Below are 25,096 nucleotides of genomic sequence, written 5' to 3'. Positions count from 1 at the left end.
CTCTTTCGGAGCACCGCATGCGTTTCTTAGTTGTCCTGGGCCTCTGTCTTCTCCCGTCGATTCTCCTTGCGCAGTCAACGAGTGCCACCATCAGCGGAGGCGTTTCCGATCACTCCGGCAACTTCATCCCAGGTGCGGATGTAGAGATCGCGAATGATGCCACGGGCGTCATTTATCCGGCACAAACCAACAATGTCGGCATGTATCTGGTTCCCATCCTGCCGCCAGGCCATTACCACGTGCAGGTGTCAAAGCAAGGTTTCAAGACCATCATTCAGGCCGATGTTGTGTTGAATGTCGAAAGTGCGGTGTCCCTCAATTTCACACTACCGGTCGGCGCGACCTCCGAGAGCGTCACCGTCGATTCGTCTGCTTCCACCATCAATACAACAGACGCAAGCGTCAGCACGGTCATCGACCGTAAGTTCGTTGAAAACATTCCGCTGAATGGTCGTAGCTTTCAGGACCTTATCTCCATGACGCCGGGCGTGGTGACGCAGAGTCCTCAGAGCTCGACGGCGACAGTTGGTGCAGCTGGCGATTTCAGTGTGAACGGCCAGCGGACGCAATCGAACTATTACACGGTGGATGGCGTAGCCGCCAACATCAGCTCTGGCAATGGTGGTGGTACCGCCGGGGCTTCCACGGGTGGAACCCTTGGCGGGTCCACTGCTTTAGGCACAACTCAGACTCTGATCTCGGTCGACGCTCTTCAGGAGTTCCGGGTACAGAGCTCGACCTATTCCGCCGCCTATGGAAGATCGCCGGGTGGCCAGTTCTCTCTGGCGACTCGCTCAGGCACGAACGCCTTCCACGGAGCCGCGTTCGATTATCTCCGCAACAACTTCTTCGATGCGAATGACTGGTTCAATGATCACTATCGAGTGCCCACGCCCGCCCTTCGCCAAAACGATTTTGGAGCCACTTTGGGTGGACCGATATGGATCCCAGGTCTCTACAACGGAAGGGATCACAGTTTCTTCTTTGTTTCTTACGAGGGCCTGCGCCTCACGCAGCCTACGGCAGCTGCTATCCAGTACGTGCCTGATCTGGCCATGCGTGCGCAGGCGGTATCAGCGATGCAGCCCATTCTGAATGCCTTTCCTCTGCCCAATGGCATCGATTATGGAACCGTCTCAAGTCCCAGCCTCGCGCAGTTCATAGCACCGTTCTCCCTGCCGAGTGTCATTGATTCAACCAGCGTCCGACTGGACCACACCTTGGGATCAAAGCTGGCGCTGTTCTTCCGATTCGGGGATACACCGAGTTCGACAGAGTCGAGACCAACCTTCGCGCGAACCAGCACCACGGGCAATGCTCAGACGTATACCTTGGGCGCAAGCAGTCAGTTCACCAGTGAGTTTACAAACGAATTTCGACTGGGCTACGCACGATCTGACTCCCGCCAGCTAGGTACGCTCGACAACTTCGGTGGCGCAACACCGACGGATCTGTCATCGGCACTTGGAGCAGGTTCGTTCACGAGCGTCTACCCACAGCTCACTATCTCGATCGCTGGTATTGGAACGCCGATCCTGGCCGTACGGAATACACAAGATCAGGGACGACAGTGGAATCTCGTCGATACCGTAGGGCTCTTGAGCCACCAGCACTCGATCAAAGTCGGGGTCGATTATCGGCGCATCATCTCTCCGCTGACGCCGCCCAACGTTGAGCCGTATCCTGTCTTCCTGAGCACGTCGGGACTCATAACGGGTGTTCCTGATGCTGCCTACGTGTTCCGCTTTCGCTCCGCAACACCGGTATTCAATCAGGGTGCGATCTTCGCTCAGGATGAGTGGCATATTCACCCTCGGTTGAACCTCTCCCTTGGCGTCCGTTGGGAATTGAGTCCTCCGCCGACAGAGGCACATGGAGATGACGCTTACACCCTCCTGGGCAATGTCAATAATCCTGCCTCACTCGCGGTCGCACCGAAGGGAACGCCGCTCTGGCATACGACCTGGTACAACTTCGCTCCGCGGCTGGGAGCTGCATGGACGGCGCGCAACCAGCCCAACATGCAAACTGTTGTTCGATTCGGTGGAGGCGTCTTCTTCGATACGCCCGATGAGATCGCCACGATCGGGTACGACGAGCTTGGCTTTCGGGCCTCTCAAGTAGTCCCTGGCGTTAAGATCCCCTACACGCTAAGCCAACTCAACATACCCATCACGGCGAGCGCTCCCTATACGAGCTCCGAGATCACAGCGTTTCCTGCGCACTTGCAGTTGCCCTATTCGCTTCAATGGAATGTGGCGGTGCAGCAGGGAATCGGCGCTCATCAATCGGTCACCGTCTCGTATGTGGCATCCAACGGGCGACGGCTGATTGGACTCCAGCAGGCGTTGCTAACCTCGGTCAACCCCAACTTCGGTTACGTGCAGTACTTCAAGAACGGAATCACCTCGAACTATCAGTCGCTTCAAGTGCAGTTTCAGCGCTCAGTCGTGAAGGGTATCCAGGCACTCGCCTCCTATACATGGGCCCATGCCCTTGATTATGGCTCGAATGCTTCCGCGCTTCCCCTGCAACGGGGTAACGCTGACTTCGACGTACGTCACAACTTCCAGAGCGGCGTCAGCTGGGAGATTCCCGCGCCTGCTAAGCAAACCGCTGCCAGCTCTCTGATGCGGGACTGGGCTGTGGATGTTCGCTTCATCACGCGCACGGCGTTCCCCGTGACTTTGGGTGGAAATCTGGTGACCGACCCGACCACGGGGAACGAATACAGTGGTGGCTTGAATTTGGTGCCAGGTACACCGGTCTACCTCCACGGAGCTGAGTTCCCTGGCGGCAAGGAGGTTAACAAGGCTGCTTTCAGCCTTCCTGTAACGGGTAGCTCGGGTGACGCACCTCGCAACTTCGTGCGCGGCTTCGGCGAGTCGCAGCTCAATCTAGCGGTTCGGCGGGATATCCCTCTGCACGGCGCTACGGTTCTGCAGTTTCGAGCAGAGAACTTCAATCTCCTCAATCATCCGAACTTCGGTTATGTCGACTCCACCTTCACGGATGCGACCTTCGGTCAGGCCACCAAGATGTTGAACTCGAGCCTCGGTACGGTGGCATCGCAATATCAGCAAGGCGGCGCGCGGTCGATGCAGTTTGCCCTGAAGCTCCTCTTCTAACTGCCCACCCCCACTTCTTTCTCTCAGACGACTTGTCTTCTCAACGACACATCTCCTCAAAGGGGGACCTATGAACTCGCGTCTTTACTTTGCGATCCTTTTGCTGACATGCAGAGCCAACTCGATCGCACAATCCCACAACTTTTCCGTCAAAGATGACATTGCCATGGCGCGCTTTACCGATCCCTCCGCTGAGAGGGATGATCCTTCGGGAAGTGACACCAAGTACTCACCCAATGGTCAATATGCTGCGATTATTACGACAAGAGGATTACTCGCTTCGGATCAGGTTGAATCAACCGTCTTCGTCTTTGACCTAAACGATGTGAAGCACTATCTCCACGATCCTTCGCTGAAGACACCAATTCCGCATATCGTTGCCGTTGTTTCGGCACGGCCCGCTGGCGAACAGATGAGTGCCTTTGCTCCTGCAATTAAGGACCTTCGGTGGTCCTCTGATTCGCGAAGTCTCTACTTTCTCAGGCGCAGCTCGGAGGGTACCTCCCAAGTTGCCGAGGTCGGACTCTCTGGCGGTGACGTGCATACGCTCACGCCTGCTGGTTATGACGTCGATCGCTTCGACATCTCCCGGGACCGGATTGTGTACCTAGCGTCTCCTATCGGACAAGCGCGCCCTACGCAGGGCGAAGCTATCAACAGAGACGCTCTCGATGTGACCGGGGTCAAGCTTGCAGACATTGTCTTTCCGGGACGGCTGACCTCTTACTACCCAAAGACCTATATCCTGGGCATTGCCCATCCAGATTCCAAAGCAAGTCAGCAGGTACCAGGCTACGCAGAGCAGGACATCACCGTTCACTCGGAGCTCTTTCCCTTCAAACTGTCTCCCAATGGACGCCAGCTCATCTCCATGTTGCCCGTCTCAAAGGTTTCCAGCTCATGGAAGGCTTATAACCCCGTAGCTGCCTATCAGCAGCTACGTCTTGACGGCAGCGATCCGCAACTCGCCAGTCCAGAGAATGCGCTACGACCACGAGAGTATGGGCTCACTGATTTGTCGACAGGCCGAACAGTGCCTCTTATCGCTGCGCCGAATGCATGGAGCCTCGGCCACTCTGATGTCAATACAGCGGTCTGGTCTACGGACGGGTCAAGAGTCCTGGTCACGAATGTGTTCCTACCTCTCGAAGAAAAAGCGGGAGCCAGTCCTCAACAGCTCAATGAGCCGTGCGCCGTGGCAAGCGTTGACCTGCCCTCTCTTCATGCTCGCTGTCTCTTATTCAGGAACACCAATCCTCCAACGAGTCAGGATCGTGTCGAAGCGGTGCGTTTTGGCAAAGACGCGGACGAGGTGATTGTGTCCGCCACGCCTGTCTATTCGGTGGAGCACAAGTCATCCTTGTATCGTTTGCGCGGTGGCCGCTGGATCTCCGATCCTCTTGACTCATCAGCGGCGTACAACGTTCGGCCAGATATAGAACGATCAGCTGCAATCGGAGCGGTAGAGCGCCCCAAGGTGTTTATAAGGCAGGCGCTCAACGATCCGCCCACGCTGTGGGCGTCCGATTCAAACGTGGGACGTGCTCGCGAAATCTGGGATCCAAACCCACAGCTCAAGCAAATTGGTCTTGGCGAAGCTTCCGTCTACCGCTGGAAGGATCACACCGGAAGAGAGTGGACGGGAGGCTTAGTCAAACCTATCGGCTACCTGCCAGGTCATCGATATCCGCTTGTGATCCAGATGTATCAGTTCCGCGAGAACGAATTCCTAACCGATGGTACGGAGCCCAGTGCCTTCGCTGCGCGAGAACTCGCGAGCGTGGGTTTCATGGTGCTGCAGATCCGGAAGAAACCTAGCCTCATCAGTGAAGCCGACCCGCAGATTCATCTCGATGCCTATGAAAGCGCCATCGACAGTCTCTCCCAAGCTGGCATGATTGATCGTTCCAAAGTTGGTGCAGTGGGTTTCAGCTGGACCTGCTGGTATGTGGTCAACGCCATCGTGAAGGCTCCCAAACTGTTCGCGGCAGCAACTGTTGCCGATGGACTGGACAACAGCTATATGCAGTATGTCTTGTTTGCTCCAGGAGCCACGGTTATTCGAGATCAGATGGATCGGATTAGAGGTGGCGGTCCCATCGGTTCGAATCTTGATCGCTGGATCAAAGAGTCCCCAGCTTTTCATCTTGATCAAGTCCTGACACCCGTTCGTATCGAGGTGATCAATCCCGCCTCGGTTCTCCAGGAATGGGAGCTCTACTCGTCCCTCTATATGCAGCACAAACCAGTTGACCTCATCTACTTCCCGGAAGGTACTCACATTCACCAAAGGCCCCTTGAGCGACTAGAATCTCAGCAGGGAAACATCGATTGGCTTCGCTTCTGGCTTCAGGGATACGAAGATCCCGATCCCCGGAAGAGTTCTCTATATGAACGTTGGCGGGCTGTGAGATGTGGCTCGATTTCGTCCGCAGCTAGACCTCAACACTGACCGAGGCAGCAACATCGCTCATGGTGTGATCAACCTAGTTCGGGGTCTCAAGCTCAGCCTCGATATTGCCTATAGCGCCGTGTCCGGGAATCTTGTTCTTCAAGATAATCCGAAAGTCCTCAATGAGTGACTCGGCCTGTTCTCGCTAGTGGAAATCAACAGAGGTTCTTCAGGTGCTCGGATGGAGTAAGCCCTGTCGCCTTCCGAAACATTGCGGAGAATGCCGCATGGCTTGCATAGCCCAAGGCGGCTCCAATGCGCGAGCTGGATTGCCCCTGCGCGAGTCGAACCTGTGCCTCCAGCAGGAGAAGCTGCGCCTTCCATTCGCCAAAGCTCATACCGGTCTCCGAACGAAAGAGACGCGCGAGTGTTCTGCTGCTCACGCCCGACCGCGCCGCCCAGTATTCCATATCCCCGGACAAATTCGGGTTTCGCTGCATAGCAGCGCACGCCTTGCGGAGTTTAGCATCCCGAGGCCACGGCAATGAGAGGGGCAGTGTATGGCACACGCGAAGTTCGCTGGAGATGAGTGCTGCAATCTGCGCTCCGCGGCTGGTAGCGGCGTATCGGACTGGCTCCTGCAGCATGTTGACGATAAGTTCCCGTAGCAGGGGAGATACGCTGACCGCCTCACAACCTGAGGCTGGAGCGACCACGGTGTGGTCAAAGAAGACCGTACGCATGCGAACCGAACCTCGCATCCGGATGGAGTGCTGTGTCTTCGCCGGCACCCACAAGGCTCGCGTAGGCAACAATACCCATCTACCTTCACGTGTGGAGAGCACCATGGTGCCCTCAATCGCATAAATGAGCTGTGCCTTGACGTGCTCATGCAAGGGGACATGATCGTCCTCAGCGTAATCAAAGGCTAGGGCAGCAACGGGCCGGGCAACGCGCAAACATGCCGCGAGAGCTTCGTCTGTCCTGATGTCGATAGTTTCTGTCTGCATATCGCGAACCTGCCGCCCTAGCCTTTCAGTATATGAGCGGCGAGCGCATTCCGACCACAAACCGCAACCTATGGCTGATCGCAGCTGCAGCCATCATCGCTCCGTTTATGGAGGTGCTCGACACGTCTATTGCGAATGTTGCGCTGCCGTACATCGCAGGCAATCTATCGTCGTCCTTGGATGAAGCAGTTTGGGTACTTACCTCGTACCTGGTTGCCAACGCGGTGGTGCTGCCGATGAGCGGTTGGCTCTCAGGACGGATCGGACGGAAGCGTTTCTATCTCCTTTCGATCCTGATGTTCACTGTAAGTTCGTTCTTTTGCGGCATCGCACCCAGCCTGCCGATTCTTATTCTCTTTCGCGTTATGCAAGGACTGGGTGGAGGAGGTTTGCAACCAACCACACAAGCCATCCTGGCTGATCTATTCCCGAAAGAACGAATCGCATCTGCGTTTACGCTCTACTCCGTGGTTATCGTGCTGGCCCCGACGCTGGGACCGGTGCTGGGTGGCTGGCTCAGTGATAATTGGGGGTGGCGCTGGATATTTTTTCTGAATATCCCGTGCGGCATTGCGGCCTATTGTCTCAATCGCGCTCTACAGCCGGAGAAACCCCATGATCACACGAAGGATGCGCCTATCGACTACTCCGGGCTCTTCGCCATCACGGTAGGACTCGGATGCCTGGAGTATGTCCTGGATCGTGGTGAACGCGCGGATTGGTTCGCATCACCCGCGGTTTGCACGGCAGCAGCCCTATCGTGTGCGTCTCTTCTATTCCTCGTCTTTCACGAGCTGTTCCGTGCCAGGCACCCGGTGCTACAACTTCGCCTGTTGGCGAACCGTAATTTTGCGCTGGCGAGCGGCATGATCTTTTTCACATACTTCGCCCGCTATGCCAGTACCGCGCTACTTCCCGAGTTCACGCATGGAATGCTGGGTTATACCGCCACGGACAGCGGCATGGTGCTTTCTCCGGGATCATTTGTCCTCTTGCTGTTTCTTCCGCTGACGACGTGGCTGATGAAACGAATTGACCATCGCATCTTGATCATCAGCGGGCTTATGGTTACGACATTCGCGTTCTATCGGTTGAGCGGCCTTTCGCTTCAAGTCGATTACGGAGCGATTGTGAAGCTTCGAATTCTCGAAAGCTCAGGGGTAGCGCTTTTTCTTACCCCCATCAGCGTTCTTGCGTTCTCTCAATTGAAGAAGGGAAAGAATGATGCGGCGGCCTCACTGTACGGACTCTTCCGCAATCTAGGCTCTGCCATCGGCATCTCCGTCGTGAACACTATGCTCGTACGAGATGTACAGGTCCATCGAACGTACCTCGTTCAAAACCTGTCTTCATCGTCGACTCTCTTGTCTGGCACGCTGAAGGACCGGGCCTCCTATTTCAGCACGTTGTCTGGCGACTCCAGAACCGACGCCACGGTGCGCGCCCTTGGATGGATTCACGAGGAGATTAATCGGCAGGCACTTCTGCTCTGCTATATCGACTGCTTTCGGTTGCTGATGTATGTTTCACTTGCGCTTTCGCCGGTTGCAATCTTCTTCGCTGTCCGCAAGCGACCTACGTGAGTCAGGAAGCGTGCGATGGGCAAGTGACGGCAACAGTTTTTCAGTTGCTCTGATTTTCAACTGATGTAAAACCGCCAAGGCGCGTTTCGAGGCTGTTGGGGTGCTGGGAACGTGCATTGGCCTGTTCTCGTCAAGCGACATTGGGAAGAGCAAGCCGACATCGCAGCATTCTTGGTCAGTTCATTGGCTTCTTCGTTCGTCGCGGGTTTTTCGCGAGCGCCGTCTGTTCTTTCCCTAAGGAGCTGGGAGGACTTCCGAAGCTGCTCAAGAAGGCGTCTCTTCCTCGCTTCAACCCGCTTTTGGGAGCGGATGGTCCGAATGCTCCGGAGTGTTCCGGAGTAGCGTATCCATGCAGTAAGGCCCAGATAGCTAAAGCAGCAGGGGTGTCGTCGGCTGCCCGGAGACGCCGCTTGCGGCTTCCAGTACGAGGTTCCAGTCGGCTTTGCCCGCTGCTGACCCATAACGTAGCCCACCAGTTTTTGCATAAAGCCTAATTCATGTCAGTCACAACGAAGACAACGCGCGACGGAGGGCACGTCGCTGATGGCCTCACTTGGTCGCTCCCACTCGGGCTTCCGGATGGACGCTACCTCTGCTGGTACGAGAGTCCCCCGGATACTCCTAGAGCTTTTTGGCGCAAGCTACGAAGCTGGATTTCGCGACCGTATTTGCTCACAGCGACGCGGGGGCGATGCTTCAGCAATGGAAGCGAGTCAACGCTGTCTGCGCATCGGGAGCATTTGAACTGTTGGCTTGGTAGACGCGTACGGGCCTCAAGTCGTAGTCATTGGCGGAGGCGTTGCGTCTCTACTCAGTAATTGCATGCGTTTGCAGACAAATCACCTCTGATGTTAGGTCACAGAAATGGGCGCCGGATTATTCCGGCGCCCATAAACGAGTGTCCTGGTGTTTTAGAACATAGATTTTTCCAGCGCGCCTGCAAACGGTGACTTGCAGAGCAAATCCTCGAGTGCATAGTACGTCGGATTATTGTCAAGCGTCATAGCAAGGATCACGACGTCGCGGTTGTTGGGCAGGGTTACGCTCGCCACTTTCTTCAATGGGTTAAGGGCAAAGGTGTAACGATAGGCGTTGAAGTTCTGCGTGTTCTTGCTGCCATCGTTGTAGTCGCGATAGGCCATCTTCGTTACCAGAGACTCGTTGGCGAAACCCTCGAAGGAGGACCAGTCGCTGAAGCTCTGGGTGAAGGTTGCCTTTGTGCCATCAGTGTAGGTCACCAAGACAGTCTGGTCAGTCTGGTCACCCTGCACGCCGGTGCCCACCATCGTCAGTTCGCTGTAGAGGCCTTGTGGTAAGGCAAGCTTGGCGCCTGTGCCGTAGTAGGCGTTCGGAGCGTCGGCATCGCCGAGAATGAATCGGATGCCGTCGACGATGATGTGCTCACCGGTTGTGCCGTCGTTCAGCAGGTTTGCCGAGTAGGCTGCACCGCCCCCGTCGAGACCGCCTGAAGCGTCAAAGGTTGTGCCATCGGTATAGATGCCGGTGGCGTTGAACGGCAGCGTCACCGCCGTGCCATCAGGGAAGGGCGAGAGCGTGGCGGCGAGGATCACGACGTTGCGGTTATTGGGCAAGGTGACGCTCTTGACTGTCCTGGAGGAGTCAAGAAGCAAGGAGTAGTCGTATACGTTGAACTGACCGGTGCTGGTAGCGCCGCCTGCCGTATTGCGATATGGCATCGCGATGGCTTCCATTTCGTTGAGCGCTATGGATGGAGTATGCCAGTCACTGAAGCTCTGCGTGAACTGCGCGGTCGAGCCATCCGTGTAGGTGACCGTGATTACCTGGCCGGTTTGTGTGCCATTCAAGCCAAGCCCCATAAGTTGTAGAGTCTGGAACTTGCCAGCCGTTAGGGCGAGGGTTTGACCTGCCGCGTATACCGCGTCTGGTGCGTTGGTCGGACCAAACTTGAAACGCACTCCGTTGAGTACGCGCGTGGTTGTCAGGATCGTGGAGGAGAGTGTGTAGCCGTCGCCATCGATGCCTGAGCCAGTTACCGTGGTGCCATCCGTTGTAAGGCCAGAAACGTTATATGCGCCGCTGAGGTTCACCTCGGTGCCTACGCCGCAGTCTCCGGTTGCTGCGCTGACAGCAAGGGTCAATGCGGGTACGGCGCGATCGATAGAGCCCGCATTTCCTACGATAGAGACAGGAGTCCCCGACGTTGGAACGGCGGCGTTGGCGGCTTTCAGCGTGAGCGTGCTGGTTGTGGTCGTGCTGGTTGCGGAGAGCGCGCCGGTGATGCCTGGCGGCAGGGTGGAAAGACTCAAGGCCACAGGAGTCGAGAAGCCATTGAGAGCATCGACCGTGATGGTATCCGTGGCGCTGCTCGACTGGTTTATGTAGAGAGTTGGGCTGGCCACGGTCAGGCTGAAGTCCGGTATGGCCAGGCGGACATAGGCGGTTTGCGTGAGGCCATTTGCCGTTCCTGTGATGGCGACCATCTGATTCCCGGGTGGTGTCGTGGAGGTTGTGGCAATGGTTATGGTGGTCTCGCTGCCCGCAGCGACAATGGTGTTGGCTATCGACGCTGAGACACCTGCAGGCGAACCCACAGGAATTGCGGAAAGCGTAACCTGCCCCGTGAAGCCATTGACCGGAGTGACGGTAACGGTTGCTGTAGTGGAGCCGCCAGGCTTGATTGAAACGGCGTCCGGCGTTGCTGTCACTGTGAAGTTGGTGCCGGCGTTTACCTCCGCTGGAGGAGCCAGCAGATTGAGCAGAGCCTGCCCATTCGGAGAGCCCCATCCTGTTACGAGGTCATAGCCGGGAACGGCGGTGAAGAGGTCTGGGCTACCTGTGTTGAAGTCGTTGCCTTGGCTGATGTCGTGCAGCACGGCGCTGTAGTTGTTGCTTGCGCCGATCTGGTAGGGAGTTGCTGAATTGAAGACAACGCCGTGTCCATTGGACTGTTGGTTGACGAGGGCCATGAAGCCTGCCCAGCGCGGGGCGGCCAGGCTCGTGCCTCCGATGCCGGTGTAGCAACCTCCGTTGGCGCAGTAGTAGCTGTCGAAGTCTGCCTCAGCGGCGACGTCAGGAACATTGCGGTATTGGGTCGACCCTTGATTCTGAGAGTTGATGAAGGGAGTCTGAAAGGCCGGGATAGGAGATTGCGTGCTCCATCCACCCGTCGAATCAACCCAGGTGACTTCGTTCGACCAGGCCCCGCCGGCTCCATTGGTTGTGAGGTCCGTTCCGCCGACGTCGATCACGTTGGGACTGTTGCCCGGATAGCCAATGTCGCCGACATTCGCGCCGGAGTCGCCAGAGGCTATGAAGAGGCTTTGTCCCTGCGCCTCCAACTGTATGAAGACTTGCTCGTAGCCTGGTTGCGTGGAAGGTGTTCCTCCGAATCCGAACGAGAGGCTCAGTTGCTTCGCGATGTTGTCGTCTGCTGCTTGAGCAAACGCTGCTAACCAGTTGGACGAGTCGTTATAGCCTTCGTAGACCAGGAGACCTGATGCCTTCGGGGCCATCGAAATGATCTGTTCGATGTCGATCACCTCTTCGCCGTCGTCGCAGTTGCCCGTGCATTGGCCGTCCACGTTTAGCAGAACGTTGTAAATCGGCACGTTGTTGGTCTGACCGATGGTGCTGAAGTAGCTTTGAACGTCGCTCAGATTGTAAGGTCCAAGTTCGATCAGGCCGATTGTCTGCCCTTCGCCTTGTGAGGTGACGTCGCCCGCGTAGGCTGTGCGGATGTCACTGCCGAGGAAGTTGTTGCTGGGGCCTGAGCCTGTAAGGAACTGAGCATGTGGAGTTCCTCGCTTGGAGAACGGCTTGGGCTGATCGCGGTTACTCAGCCCTTCGACACTGAGGATGGGAAGGTTCGCATCGACCGTTGGTGCGACGCTAGGCGCATGGTAATTCCGTTTTTCGGTCGGATGCTTGTAGACCTGTATCGTCGTACCGAAGGTGCGATTGACTGAGCTGACAGGACCGCTAACCTGCACCACGGTACGGCTCTTGAAGGTCTTGTTGATCGTGAAGCCCTGCGCTTTCGCATAGGTCATCACCTTGTTGTAATCAGCCTCCGTGGGTCCGAACTGCGTAGCAAACTGCTCGGGAGTGAGGTAGTGCTTATAGAGCGGACTGGTCGGATCACTCTGATCTTTGATGAGCTGTTTCAGCGCATCGGTGTTCCGTAAAGGAAGCGTGATCCCGAGGTTCAACACTTGCGATGTGGAGAGGTTACTGACGACCGGATCGGTTGAGGGGGTCTTGTGCTGCGTAGGAAGCACGCGACGCTGGGCAAACGCCGGTGCAGTAAAGAGAGCAGCAGAGGACAGCAGAACAACGAGCATGGTAGCGAGACGGGGTGAAGCTACCTTCTTACGAAAAGGAGCTTCGCGGGACGCGAGGGGCGTTGGTTTATGTGTTGATTTTGCGATGAATGACCAGCTGACGACACTCTTCATACAACCTCCAGATTGAGCACATCTATCCCAGCACGCTGTTCTGCTTTCTGTTGGGTAAACAGACTCTAGAGGCACACAGAGACACCGTAGTGAAATCTCCTGAAGAAGCGATGAAATTTCCCTGAACGAATAACGTGCGTATTTTGAATGATGTAAGGAGTTGTTAGTTTTGGATGTGCCGAACAATCTCGAACGATGGCTACGTGTTCTTTACGTCGAGCGAAACGAGCCTTGAGAGGACGCAGATCACGGGGTGCGTGCCTGTGAACGCTGAATCATCGTCCAACGGCGTTCCAGGGAGGGTTAGACGGATTGCTGAGCCTCACGCACCGCGGGGCTATCCCGATCGGCGGACGGAATCGAACTCAGGTAGTGTTGGAACGCGTCTTTCGCCGCCGTAGTATTGTGAAGCCCGCGATAGGCCTGGCCGAGGTGAAAGTAGGCCTCAGGGTAGTGGGCATTGAGTCGCAGGATCCTTTGGTATTCGTCAATGGCTTCTGAATACATCCCAAGTTCCAAATAGGCGTTTGCAAGGCAGTCCTGGTGTGAATCGATCCCAGATGAAGGTGGAAGATGTTCGAGGGCGGACTTGAAGTAGCTAATCGCGCCGGATGAGTCGCCGGTCTTCAGGGCGTAATAGCCCCGGTAGTAGAACGCCATCCGCAGGTCGGGTGGGGAACCACGCTCAGGGTTTGGCATGCTCGAAAATAGGCGTTCTTTCAGCGCAACGACGCGGTCTGAGCGCCGGTCCTCCAGCGCAAAGACGAGGGAGTTCCAGACTGAACTGCTGTTGTAGCGCAACTCGTCAGAGGCAGCCTTGCGTGCTTCGGCTTCCTTGCTCATTGCGCTGTAGACGATAGCCAGGTCTCCATAGCCGATCGCCTTCGCACAACTATTGGTAGTGATCTGAATGTAGCGAAGATATTCGCGCACTGCGTCCTGATTCTGTCCAAGCTGGTAATACGCATCGCCAAGATGCACGATCGACGGTTCAAATTCGGGATCGAGTTTGAGCGCCTCGTTGAATTCGGTCAGCGCAGAGCTATACTGCCCGGTCTGTTGGTAGGCCATGCCGAGACTGTCGTGCGCATTGGGGTTTCGTGGATCCAGATCGACATAGCGCTTATAGGCATTCAGGGCGTCCATGGTCTTCCCCATCGCGACCAGAATCAACCCATAGTTGTTGTAGAGATCTTTGCCCATTGGATTTTTCTGGATGCCGCTGCTTAGAAGGGTGCTTGCTTCTTTGAGTCTCTCTTGTCCGCGTAGTACGCGGCTTAGCTGGGAATAGGCCTCGATCTGTTCCGGATATTGCTCAGTGATCTGCTGTAAGACGGCGATGGCCGTGTTGTAGTCCGCTCGGGCAATCGCAGACCAGGCATCTATATAAAGACGACTGAGCACAGGCAGACCGGACGAAAGCTCCGAAGCGCGCTTCAGATAGCGATTCGCGCTTTCGGGTTGGAAGTCCATTACCGCGTAAGCGTAGCCTATGCGTGCATAGGCCATCGCAAACTTGGGGTCGATCTCGATCGCCTTTTGCATGAGGGCGATCGCCTGCCTGTTCTGAAACTGGTTTGCCTCTTCGACTCCAAGAGAGTAGTAGCGGTAGGCCTCTACATTCCGTGTACCGACATCGACTGATGACGGAAGTGGACGGCGAACCGTCGATCCATCAAGTTTCACGGCAGTCAACTTGTGCGCTTCGGTGGCATCGGGGTTGGCAGCAGTCAAGGAGTCGGCGTGAGTCTTATCACCACAAAGCAAGGAAATAGAGAAGGTGAGTGCGATGAGGGCCGCAATGCGGAACAGGTTGGATCCGGGATTTGTCTTGCGAGCTTGCGACGAAGGCCCCTCGGCTAAGGGCAGAGGATGACCCGAAGTTATCAGGGCCTCCTTGTACACATCCTCCTGGCGATTCGGTTCCGCGACTCCAAGGGCATCTGGAAGTTCTGTTGCGAGCTCACGGATCACCTGGACCTGAGCAATAAACCGGTAGCCGATCTTGGGGACCGTTTTGATGAAGCGCGGATTGCGTGGATCATCATGCAGCGTGCGACGAATCTCTGTGATGCACTGCACGAGCGCGTTGTCCGTGACCGAGGTATGACTCCATATTGCCTCGGTCAACTGATCCTTTGTGATGAGCACACCGGGCCGCTCCAGAAGATAGAGCAGCAGTTGATAGCTTTGGTGACGTAGAGGCCTTTCTTTTCCGCCGCAACACAAAAAGCCTCGATTCGTATCGAGCTCATATTCTCCGAATAAGTATGAGATTTCTGAGGATGGAAACGTCACCAAGGGCATCCCTCCAGCATTGGGTGTGATGTGAGCGTACCAAAAACAAGGCTGGTCGTCAGCGAATTGCTTTGTCTGGAAACTCATGGAATCGCTATCTGGAAGCAAACAAAGGATTAATTTCTTCAGAAAAATTTCATCACGCTTTCAGAAGCAATCACGACTCCTAGCAACAAAACCCATAGAGTCTGTTTTACCCAACGCAACAGAAACGCCTGAGAAATATTGCGATGGGACAGTGTGCTCAATTTGGAGGTCGTATGGATGGTCTGGTCGGTAGATTCCCTCACGCAACATCTCGCATGCGCGTGATCTTGCTGCTCCTCTTTTTCTTTGCGCTGGGTGTCTCGCTTCGAGCCCAGGAGTATCGCGGAACTATTGTAGGTCAAGTAACGGATTCGAGCGGCGCGGTCATCCCGAAGGCGAAGATCACGGTAACCGGACCGCAGCAGACATACCATGGCACCTCTGGTGCAAACGGCCAGTTTACGATTCCATTCATCGAGCTGGGCGTCTATGCCGTGGTGGTGGAAGCTCCAGGATTCCAGACGGTCACTCAGGGCGATATCCATGTGGATATCGCGTCGAGAATCAATCTGAACTACAAGATGATGGTTGGCGCGGAAAGCCAGACGGTGAGTGTCTCGAGCGATTCCGTCGAACTCAATACTCAGGACGCCTCGGGTGGCACGGTTATGGACCCGGAGAAAGTGCAGAACCTGCCTCTGAATGGTCGCCAGGTTTACACGATGCTCTCGCTGACGCCTGGCGTGAAGTTTACAACGACTCAGTTTGGTCCCGGTGGAGACTCTGGCACTCGCGGCTGGGATGAAACCAACTCGTACTCGATCAATGGGCAGTCAGGTAACTACAACCAGTTCTCTCTCGGCGGTGCTCCTGTGTCGCAGCAGGGTGGTGGCGGTTCCGGAACCTGGAACATTGCTCCCAATCTGGATGCAGTGGAAGAGTTCAAGGTCATGACCAACACCTACGACGCGCAGTATGGTCGAGAGGCAGGTGGTACGGTCAACACGGTCTTGAAGAGCGGAACCAACCAGTTTCATGGCACGCTGTTCGACTTCTGGCGCAACTCTATTCTCGAAGCCAACACTTACCAGCTAAACCAGACGCACACACCGAAGCCGTTTCATAATCAGCATCAGTTCGGTGGAACCTTCGGTGGCCCCGTGCTGCATCACAAGCTTTACTTCTTCGGCAGCTTTGAAGGTTGGCGCGAAGTTCTACCCGTAGGCATCGTTACAGGTACGGTAACACCTGACATGCTGCCCGGAGTAGACGGCAGTGTGAACTTGACCAACTATCTGGCCGCAACCAGCGGGCACAACATCTACGATCCGAATACAACGCGCTGTACGGTACTGGGGCAGAACCCTTGTAATGCCTACACCCGCGATCCTTTTCCGAACAACACGATCCCGGCGAACCGCGTTAGCCCCATCGGTTTGGCCATCATGAAGTTGTGGCCTGCGCCCAATGTTGCAGGCGACACCTACAGCAACAACTACGTAAGCACAGATCCCGGCAAGTACAGCTACAACCAGCCCATCGGGCGTATCGATTACGACATCTCGGACAAGACTCGTTTTTACGGCATGTTTGCGTGGTGGTCTGGCAAAGAGTACCGCAATGGTTCTGGAATGCCTGGTCCCATCGCTCAGGGAAATATCAATACCTACCGATCGAGTTTGACGCAGGTGCTCGATCTTACCCACACCTTCTCTTCAACCTTTATCGGAGACGTCCGCGCGTCGTTCAATCGTGCCTACAATCGCTCTCCTGATGGTGCGCTAGGTGCAGGGCTCTACCCTGGGCTGACGGCAACGAGCCTCGGTCTCAATATGCCAAAGATTCCGACGACAACTGCCGACTACGCACCAGAGATCAACATGTACAACTGCTGCACCGCGAACATCATTGGCAACGAAGTAAATCCGACGATGTACGAGACTTATGACCTGGCACCTTCCGTCAGCAAAGTCTTCGGTAAACATAACCTGCACGCTGGCGCAGACTTCCAGCTTTACCACGATGTTCCGACTGGTATCGGTCAGCCCAACGGACAGTTCACGTTCGCGACGCAGTTTACCCAACAGGACCCATACCAGAATGTAGGTGATGGAGACGGAATTGCTGCTCTCCTCCTCGGTCTGCCCGATAGCGGTTCCGTGGATGATTTCGAGTCCGTATACGAGAGCTACAACTACTATGCTGGCTTCGTGCAAGATGATTGGAAGGCTCTTCACAACCTGACGCTCAATATCGGTTTGCGTTGGGAGAATGAGACTTCGCCGCGTGACCGCAACAACCGCTTGAGTGCAGGCTTCTGCACCACCTGCACCAATCCACTCGGTAGCCAGTTGAATTACGCAGGCGCGGCGGCTGCTCTGCCCAATCCGCTTCTGGGTGGACTTCAATTCGCGGGTAATGGGCTCACCGCATACCAAAACACACTGGGTTCGCTTCTTCCCAAATTCGGCTTTTCTTATCTGATGCCTGGCAACATCGTGGTTCGCGGCGGCTGGGGACTTAGCTCAGCCCTTGGCGTTGAACTGGGTGCACAATCGACATGGGAAGAGACCACTAACTACACAGCTTCGCTCAATGGTGGTGTCACCCCTAGCGGCTATTTCAACACTGGAAGTCCGTATCCAAACGGCTTTACGGTGCCTCCCGGCAACTCGCAAGGACTGGCTTCGGGTGTAGGCGGCGAGGTGACCTTTGATCGTCGCGATCGTAAGATCCCACGCACGCAGCAATACTCCTTTGGGCTGGAGGGTATCGCTCCCTTCCACAGCATCTGGGATCTGGGCTATGTTGGAGCGCATACGACTCGGCTCCGCTCCGGCATTGAGTTGAACTCCATCACACCTGCGGAGTTCGCTGCGGGACATGCGAACCCTGGTCTGCTGAATCAGCAGGTGACGAACCCGTTCTATGGTGTGGTAGGTGCTTCCACGTCGCTCGGATCCAGCCCAACCGTGGCTGCCAAGGCGCTGATGGTTCCATTCCCGGAGTACACCATCCTGTACGACTACGCAGACCCACAGGGCTACAGCAACTACAACTCCCTGCAGGCGAAGATCGAGAAGCGTATCAATAATTCGAACATTTTCACCAAGGGTCTCAGCGTGCTCGCGTCCTTCACGTGGTCGAAGACCATGAGTGCGACCAGCAGGTTGAATAACAGTAGCGATAGCCTGGTCGATCCTAATCCTTATTATGCGATTGACGGCACCGATCGCCCGTGGGACTTTGCGTTCAGCGGCCTTTATTCGTTGCCTATCGGTAAGGGTGGCCTATTTGCCTCCAACGCACACGGCGTTGTCGGTGAGGTCATCAACGACTGGCAGCTGGACTGGATCTACACCAATGACGGAGGCCAACCGATCGGTTATCCGAATGGCGATACCTACAGCTGCGGTGGCTACAACATTCGTCCGGCGCAACACAGCTACAAGAGCTGGCTGAACAACTCGGACAATGTCAATGCTTACAACACGGGAGGCTCGGCTTCGTGCTTCGCTCCGCTGGCGCAGTACACAGCAATCACTCAGTTGCCGACGACCACGCAGGTTCGTACTCCTTGGGCCGGTCAGAGCGCCGTGGGAGTCGAAAAGAAGTTCACCCTCTACCAAACGTACAAACTGCAGTTCAAGGCCGAGGCATTCAACATCACCAACACGCCGATCTTTGGCGGCCCGAATACCGGCAACATCACCGATCCTCTTACCCGCAACTCAAATGTCGTCGATCCGAACGCTCCCGGAGCCTGGTCTGGCTACGGAACGATCGGATCAACGGAGCAGAACTTTCCACGGCAGATTCAGCTTTCACTGAAGTTGCTTTTCTAAAGCGCAGGTCTGTTTCCATCAAGCCGGGGTTCCACGACGAACCCCGGCGCTTCACTAAGTACACCGAGGATCAAGTAATGAAGTTGAACAAAACACGATCACAGTGGCCGACACAAGAAGGGAAGCTCCTGCTGGCACTTCTTTTTGCAGGCTTCACGGTTACTGCGACATCGTACGCGCAGCTTACGGCCGGCGCTACGCCTGCTTCGGGAACGAAAAACCCCGTAGCCGCGATTAATGGAAATGATGTGCCGACACTGTACGTCACTCCCTATGCTCACTTGGATACGCAGTGGCGCTGGGAGTATCCGCAGACCATCGGTGAGTTTCTTCCTAAGACGATGCGCGACAACTTTGCTCTGTTCCAGAAATACCCGCACTATCTGTTTAACTTCAGCGGCGCGAACCGCTACCGCATGATGAAGGAGTACTACCCGGCCGACTACGAGAAAGTGAAGCAATATGTAGCCGCGGGTCGATGGTTCCCTGCAGGTTCGTCGATGGAAGAAAACGATGTGAATAATCCGTCGGCAGAATCCATCATTCGCCAGATCTTGTATGGCAAGGAATACTTCCGCAAAGACTTCGGCAAGACGAGCTCCGAGTACATGCTTCCGGATTGCTTTGGCTTCCCAGCATCGTTGCCGAGCATCCTGGCGCACGCTGGCATTAAGGGTTTTTCTACGCAGAAACTCTCGTGGCACTCTGGCGCTACGGTTGGCGGCCCTGACTCGCCGCAGAAGACACCTGTCGGTATCCCTTTCAATGTGGGGGTGTGGCAGGGACCGGATGGCAAATCCGTTGTAGCTGCTTTGAATGGCACGGCGTACGACAGCGATGTCATTGAAGATCTCACCACCAGCACGTACTGGAACGATCGAAACAAGAATGTAGCTGCGTCCAGCGGGCTCGCCGTCGATTTTCGTTACTACGGCACCGGTGATACAGGCGGCGCGCCACAGGAGGAATCCGTTCGCCTGATGGAGGCGATCCTTACTAAGGGGATGGCTATGCTGCCGAAGGCGAAGACTCGGAGCGGTGACATTGTCGCTGGCGTTTATGACGCGCCTGCTCCCACTGTTCAGGTTGGCGAGGGGCCGCTGCATGTTGTGCAGGCGACCGCCGAGACGATGTTCAACAAGATTACTCCCGAGCAGGCCGCGTTACTGCCACGCTATTCTGGCGATCTCGAGTTGGTTGAGCATTCGGCTGGTTCGTTGACATCGGAAGCTTATATGAAGCGTTGGAACCGCAAGAATGAACTGCTTGCGGATGCTGCTGAGCGGGCATCTGTCGCTGCGGACTGGATGGGCGGACGTACGTACCCACTCGAGCGTCTGACGAACGCATGGACGTTGGTGATGGGTGGTCAGTTCCATGACGTCGTTCCCGGTACAGCCACTCCTAAGGCGTATACCTACTCATGGAACGACGAAGTACTCGCGATGAACCAGTTTTCTGACGTTCTGACGAGCGCGACGAACTCAATCGCGTCCGGTCTGGATACGCAGGCGAAGGGCGTTCCCGTAGTCATCTATAACCCTCTGAACATTGCTCGTGAAGACGTGGTCGAAGCGACGCTGTTATTCCCTGGGAACGCACCCAAGGGCGTTCGCGTTGTCGGCCCAAACGGCAAGCTCATCGCTGGTCAGATCGTGTCGACGGTCGAGGGTAAGACAAAGGTATTGTTCCTTGCGAAGATGTCGTCTGTGGGTTACGCCGTGTATGACGTACAGCCAGTCGATGTTGCTGTGACTCAGCCGTCGAAGTTGACGGTCACAGAGACTTCACTCGAAAACGGCCGCTATCGTGTGCAGCTGGATCCGAACGGCGATGTTTCCAGCTTCTATGACAAGCAGGTAGGCAGAGAGATGCTGTCGTCGCCGATCCGCATGGCGATCAGCACGGATAACCCTTCGCAATGGCCGGCGTGGAACATGGACTACAGCGATCAGACGCACGCGCCTCGCGCGTATGTGCAAGGTACCCCGAGCTTCAAGGTGATCGAGAACGGTCCCGTTCGTGTTGCGCTTGAGATTACGCGCGAGTCGGAAGGTTCTAAATTCGTCCAGACGGTTCGTTTGTCAGCAGGCGAGGCAGGGAATCACCTCGAATTTGCCAACGTAATTGACTGGAAGACGAAGGAGGCTAACCTCAAAGCGACCTTCCCGCTCAACGTAGCAAATCCACTTGCGACATATAACTGGGACATCGGTACGATCCAGCGTGGTAATGACGTTCCCAAGAAGTATGAAGTTGCTTCGCACCAGTGGGTCGACCTCACGGATAAGTCTGGCAAGTTTGGCCTCACGGTGCTAACGGATTGCAAAAACGGCTCTGACAAGCCCGATGACCACACGCTTCGCCTTACACTGTTGCGAAGCCCCGGCACCCGCGGTGGCTATGAAGACCAAGCGTCGCAAGATTGGGGACACCATGAATTTGTCTACGGAATCGCCGGGCATGGCGAGGACTGGCGTAAAGGACAGACGGACTGGGAAGCTGAGCGACTGAACCAGCCGTTGATCGGGTTCGCCAGCAGCAAACATGCTGGAGGGCTTGGCAAAGAATTCTCGCTGCTGAAGGTGAGCAACAGCCGCGTGCGCGTGCTTGCCATGAAGAAAGCTGAGGCTTCGAACGAGGTAGTTGTGCGACTCGTTGAACTCGATGGTGCCGTTCAGAACGGCGTTCATCTTCACTTCCCGTCACAGATCGTAAGTGCAAGAGAGATCAACGGGGCCGAGGAGCCTGTTGGACCAGCTCAGCTCGTGGGCGGAGATCTTGTCACGGACTTCACCGGTTATCAGCCGCGTTCCTTCGCTGTGAAGCTCGCTGCCGCTCCGGTTCAACTTGCAAGCGTTCCCTCTGAATCCGTTGACCTCCCCTACGATCAGGCAGTCGCCACTAAGGACGGAAACCCGACCAGTGGCAGCTTTGACAATGGTGGCAAGGCGCTTCCCGCGGAGATGCTACCGGAGTCTATTGCCTACGACGGAATCCGATTCAGACTTGCACCGGCTGGTACGGGATTTCCCGATGCGGTCCGCGCTCAAGGCCAGACGGTTCCACTCCCGGCGGGAAACTTCAACACGGTCTATCTCCTGATGGCTTCAGCTGACGGAGATAAGGACGCTGTGTTTCACATCGGCGATCACGACGCGAAGGTCAGTGTTCAGGACTGGGGTGGCTTTATCGGCCAGTGGGACAGCCGTCAGTGGAAGATTGTTGAGAAACCCAGTCCGGATGAGCCAAAGAGTGATGACAAGAGTGCGGCGGCGGAACATGCACGCCGAGTTCGAGCTTACGTCAAAGAGAATGGGCCTATTACAGCGGATGAGTTTGTGGGTCTGACTCCGGCCTTCATCAAACCTGCTGCTGTGGCCTGGTTCGCCTCTCATCGACATGACTCGGCTGGAAACAATGAGCCATACTCCTACTCGTACCTATTCGCCTATCGCATCAGCGTTCCCGCTGGCGCCATGACTTTGCAGTTGCCACGCAATAAGGACATCAAGGTGCTTGCTGTGAGTGTGGCAACGGAGGCGGACGAGGTAACCCCGGTGCAGCCTCTGTACGACACGTTCCCGTCGTCCGTTCGAACAGAAGAGAAGTAGAGCTCTGCTTGAAGGAATTATTCTTTGAACAGACGAGAGACGTAGAAAGGGCTGGCGCGTTCGGGTCCAGTTTGAACGCGCTAGCCACCCACACTGGTACAGCTCCTATGAAGACAAGAAGAGACTTCCTCCGTATCGCCTCCGAAGCGTCTGCGTTGTCATTGCTGACGAAGAGCCCGATCGCGTCCGCCCGTTCAGCAATCAAGGTACCGATGATTTCAGCGGCTGATGGAGTAGCAGCTACAAGTCGTCTGCTCGAACTGCAGCAGCGTTTTGTAGATCTGCGGTTCGGAATGTTTCTCCACTTCAACATGGCAACGTTTCAGGATCGCGAGTGGGGCGATCCGACTTCTCCGGCCAGCGTATTCAATCCGACAGCGCTCGATACCGATCAATGGGCAGCTGCTGCACAGTCTGCGCAGATGACCTGGGGATGCCTTACGACGCGTCACCATGATGGGTTCTGCCTTTGGCCCACGCGCACAAAGGGAACGAGCGTGCGTCAGGCTCGACCGGGTCTGGACGTCGTGCGTCGCTATGTCGATTCCTTCCGCGGGGCTGGGCTACGGGTGGGGCTGTACTACTCGATTCTTTCGTTGAGAGACGATATCCGGCACTTCAATGTGACGCCAGAAAAAGTTCAACTCATCAAGGACCAACTCACCGAGTTGATGACGCAGTATGGTGAAATCGACATCCTCATTACTGATGGCTGGGATGCTCCGTGGAGCCGCATCTCCTATGAGGAAGTGCCTTTCCGCGAGATATATGACTTGGTGAAGTTGCACCAGCCTGACTGCCTTATCTGTGATCTGAATGCCAGTCAGTATCCGACGCGCGGCTTATACTATTCGGACATCAAGGCCTTTGAGCAGAATGCAGGCCAGAAGGTTCCACTGCACAGTGATCTGCCAGCGCTCTCCTGCGTGACGCTTACGGATGGATGGTTCTGGAAACAGGCAGATCTGCATGGCCGTACTAAGCCGACTGCGACCGTGGTCGAAGAATGGCTTGAGCCTCTCAATCAGCGTCACTGCAACTTAATCCTGAATGCACCGCCGACCCGCGAAGGACGTCTGGCACCGAATGTTCTTGCCAGTCTCGAGGCTATTGGGAAGACATGGAAGAGGGCGGGGTCCATCGAGCCGCTCTCGCCGCATGTAGGGATCACTACACGCAATCTTGCTACGGGGAAGCCCATCCACGCGAGTTCCTACCCCGACGGCACTGGACCCGATCAGGCAAACGACGGCAATTTTCATTCAAGCTGGTATCCGGAGAACCAGACAAACGCTTGGCTTGAAGTGGACTTGATGCGCCATGAGCGCTTCAACACGCTGAGCATTGTCGAATCCGTTGGTGCCTGGAATGACTATCAACAAACCCGCATTCGCAGCTACCGTTTCGAAGCCCTCGTTGGTTCCGATTGGGTGCCGCTAGTTTCTGGAGGAAGCCCCGCTCCGACGACCATTCTGCGACTACCAAAGCCGATCACCGCCAAGAAGCTTCGCCTTAGCTTTGAAGCCTTGTCTCCAGAGCCCCACATTGCTGAGGTCGGTATTTTCAACGAACCAGCCTGAGAGGTGCTTCGCTTTGTAGAACTCAAACGCCATGCGCGCGAGCCGTTCACTTTGTGCGTACTTTTCTTCCCAGTAGATATATCAGACTTAGATCGGTAGCTGATTGCATGGTCTCGGTGTTCTCTGGCCCGAGGACCGACGACGACCTTCGAGGACGAGCAGAGCCGTACGAGATGACAGTTCGAACCTGCCTTGCAAGTCAGATATTGAGGAAAGCGTTCTGGGATGCTGCGGTGCTAGTACCCGGGAGCTGGCTTCGCGCGTCTCGGCGAATAGAGGCGCGGCTTACGTGAACTTTCCTTCGCGGGAGTACGTGTCAGCCAGGTTGCTCGCGGACAGTAAGACATCAGGACGTTCGGAACCCAGCACACGGCGCTGCACCATCGAGGTGAGCGTGTCTGGATATTTCGTCCCCAGTACGCGGCGACGGATCTTCAGCGTCTGGCGGTAGAGGGCTTCGGTCTGCGCATCTTTGCCTTGCCCCGGTAGACATTGGCTGAATTGTTCATGGAATACAGCGTGTTGGAATCGTCGGTTCCGAGGAACCGCCGTTCGATTGCAAGGGTTTGTCCGATCATGGCCGCTGCATCGGACTTGTCGCCTTGAAGCCATGCAGTCCGTCACAGACGGCTCATGGTCTTAGCGATCTCCGGATTCTCGACGCCGACAGAGTTCGTATAGAGAGCCAACGCCTGATGATGTCGTATGCGCGCCTGGGGTAGAGTCCGAGGTCCATGTAGGTTCGGCCGATCGTGTCGCGAATGGCCGCTTCGGCGTCCTCTTCCAGCGATCCGAATGGCGATCTCAAGATCGCACTCAGGCAGAGAACGCATCCAGCTTCGAGTGGTCAGTCTAGTAAGACTTCGATCAGTTTTGATAGAGGCGCTTGTCGGCAACCAGAAATCACTGACGACAATCCGACTTCCCGGTAGCAATTAGCCGCGTGCAGGAAGGATCCGGAGGAACTGATAATGCGGCGGTTGGCATGCCATGCTGCACCATCGGACACCGCCTTATTCGACGAGAATCTTCGGGTGACGCTAGCTACGGCCCGCACCTGGCCTGCCCGAGCTTTTGAACCATCTTGCGTGTTAGTGTAGCGCAGCTATCTCTGTGTTCAGATAACCGCCATTAGGGGTGTGGGGAGGCGGGATGAGCGTAGCGATTCCCGCCTCCCCACACC

General features: G+C 55.8%; 10 protein-coding genes. 6 read left to right on the top strand and 4 right to left on the bottom strand.

The window, feature by feature from the left end; all coding sequences use genetic code 11:
• Positions 1–17: 17 nt before the first annotated feature.
• Together OHL14_RS00390 and OHL14_RS00385 are read left to right on the top strand one after the other, a co-directional pair.
• Positions 18–3,128 (top strand): TonB-dependent receptor, encoded by a 3,111-nt coding sequence (locus OHL14_RS00390; protein WP_263377322.1) that lies wholly within the window; start codon positions 18–20, stop codon positions 3,126–3,128.
• A 70-nt stretch (positions 3,129–3,198) separates the two neighbouring features.
• Positions 3,199–5,580: a hypothetical protein gene (locus OHL14_RS00385; RefSeq protein ID WP_263377321.1), complete on the top strand. Its 2,382-nt coding sequence runs from the start codon at positions 3,199–3,201 to the stop codon at positions 5,578–5,580.
• Positions 5,581–5,735: 155 nt separating this feature from the next.
• Here OHL14_RS00385 and OHL14_RS00380 read toward each other — a convergent pair whose 3' ends face one another.
• Positions 5,736–6,530: an AraC family transcriptional regulator gene (locus OHL14_RS00380; protein ID WP_263377320.1), complete on the bottom strand. Its 795-nt coding sequence runs from the start codon at positions 6,528–6,530 to the stop codon at positions 5,736–5,738.
• A gap of 32 nt (positions 6,531–6,562) precedes the next feature.
• On the opposite strand from OHL14_RS00380, the gene OHL14_RS00375 reads away from it, so the two are divergent.
• The gene (locus OHL14_RS00375; protein WP_263377319.1) at positions 6,563–8,113 is read left to right on the top strand and encodes a DHA2 family efflux MFS transporter permease subunit; all 1,551 of its coding nucleotides are present in this window, start codon (positions 6,563–6,565) and stop codon (positions 8,111–8,113) included.
• A 911-nt stretch (positions 8,114–9,024) separates the two neighbouring features.
• Here the strand turns inward: OHL14_RS00375 and OHL14_RS00370 are convergent.
• Together OHL14_RS00370 and OHL14_RS00365 are read right to left on the bottom strand one after the other, a co-directional pair.
• Positions 9,025–12,435, bottom strand: a complete 3,411-nt coding sequence (locus OHL14_RS00370) for a S53 family peptidase (protein ID WP_263377318.1) — start codon at positions 12,433–12,435, stop codon at positions 9,025–9,027.
• Positions 12,436–12,852: 417 nt separating this feature from the next.
• Entirely contained in the window at positions 12,853–14,847 is a 1,995-nt protein-coding gene (locus tag OHL14_RS00365) for a tetratricopeptide repeat protein (RefSeq protein ID WP_263377323.1), read from the bottom strand.
• Between the two features lie 302 nt (positions 14,848–15,149).
• Between OHL14_RS00365 and OHL14_RS00360 the strand changes: the two genes are divergently transcribed.
• The 3 genes from OHL14_RS00360 (at position 15,150) to OHL14_RS00350 (ending at position 23,913) form a co-directional block, all read left to right on the top strand.
• Positions 15,150–18,719: a TonB-dependent receptor gene (locus tag OHL14_RS00360; RefSeq protein WP_263377317.1), complete on the top strand. Its 3,570-nt coding sequence runs from the start codon at positions 15,150–15,152 to the stop codon at positions 18,717–18,719.
• 77 nt (positions 18,720–18,796) lie between these two features.
• Entirely contained in the window at positions 18,797–22,333 is a 3,537-nt protein-coding gene (locus OHL14_RS00355) for an alpha-mannosidase (RefSeq protein ID WP_263377316.1), read from the top strand.
• Positions 22,334–22,440: 107 nt separating this feature from the next.
• Positions 22,441–23,913, top strand: coding sequence for an alpha-L-fucosidase (locus OHL14_RS00350; protein WP_263377315.1), 1,473 nt, complete (start codon positions 22,441–22,443; stop codon positions 23,911–23,913).
• A gap of 285 nt (positions 23,914–24,198) precedes the next feature.
• Here the strand turns inward: OHL14_RS00350 and OHL14_RS20060 are convergent, their stop codons facing one another.
• Positions 24,199–24,525 (bottom strand): tetratricopeptide repeat protein, encoded by a 327-nt coding sequence (locus OHL14_RS20060; RefSeq protein ID WP_396270599.1) that lies wholly within the window; start codon positions 24,523–24,525, stop codon positions 24,199–24,201.
• Positions 24,526–25,096 lie beyond the last annotated feature (571 nt).

The sequence above is a fragment of the Granulicella paludicola genome (assembly GCF_025685545.1).
Lineage (GTDB): Bacteria > Acidobacteriota > Terriglobia > Terriglobales > Acidobacteriaceae > Granulicella > Granulicella paludicola.
The sequence above is the reverse complement of the archived record's forward strand: the minus strand, read 5'-3'. Positions and strand labels throughout refer to the sequence as shown.

Bases quoted from the DNA above. Each gene is read 5' to 3' on its own strand.
- OHL14_RS00390 (WP_263377322.1), top strand. From the start codon at position 18: ATGCGTTTCTTAGTTGTCCTGGGCCTCTGTCTTCTCCCGTCGATTCTC.
- OHL14_RS00385 (WP_263377321.1), top strand. From the start codon at position 3,199: ATGAACTCGCGTCTTTACTTTGCGATCCTTTTGCTGACATGCAGAGCC.
- OHL14_RS00380 (WP_263377320.1), bottom strand. From the start codon at position 6,530: ATGCAGACAGAAACTATCGACATCAGGACAGACGAAGCTCTCGCGGCA.
- OHL14_RS00375 (WP_263377319.1), top strand. From the start codon at position 6,563: ATGAGCGGCGAGCGCATTCCGACCACAAACCGCAACCTATGGCTGATC.
- OHL14_RS00370 (WP_263377318.1), bottom strand. From the start codon at position 12,435: ATGCTCGTTGTTCTGCTGTCCTCTGCTGCTCTCTTTACTGCACCGGCG.
- OHL14_RS00360 (WP_263377317.1), top strand. From the start codon at position 15,150: ATGCGCGTGATCTTGCTGCTCCTCTTTTTCTTTGCGCTGGGTGTCTCG.
- OHL14_RS00355 (WP_263377316.1), top strand. From the start codon at position 18,797: ATGAAGTTGAACAAAACACGATCACAGTGGCCGACACAAGAAGGGAAG.
- OHL14_RS00350 (WP_263377315.1), top strand. From the start codon at position 22,441: ATGAAGACAAGAAGAGACTTCCTCCGTATCGCCTCCGAAGCGTCTGCG.
- OHL14_RS20060 (WP_396270599.1), bottom strand. From the start codon at position 24,525: ATGGCTTCAAGGCGACAAGTCCGATGCAGCGGCCATGATCGGACAAAC.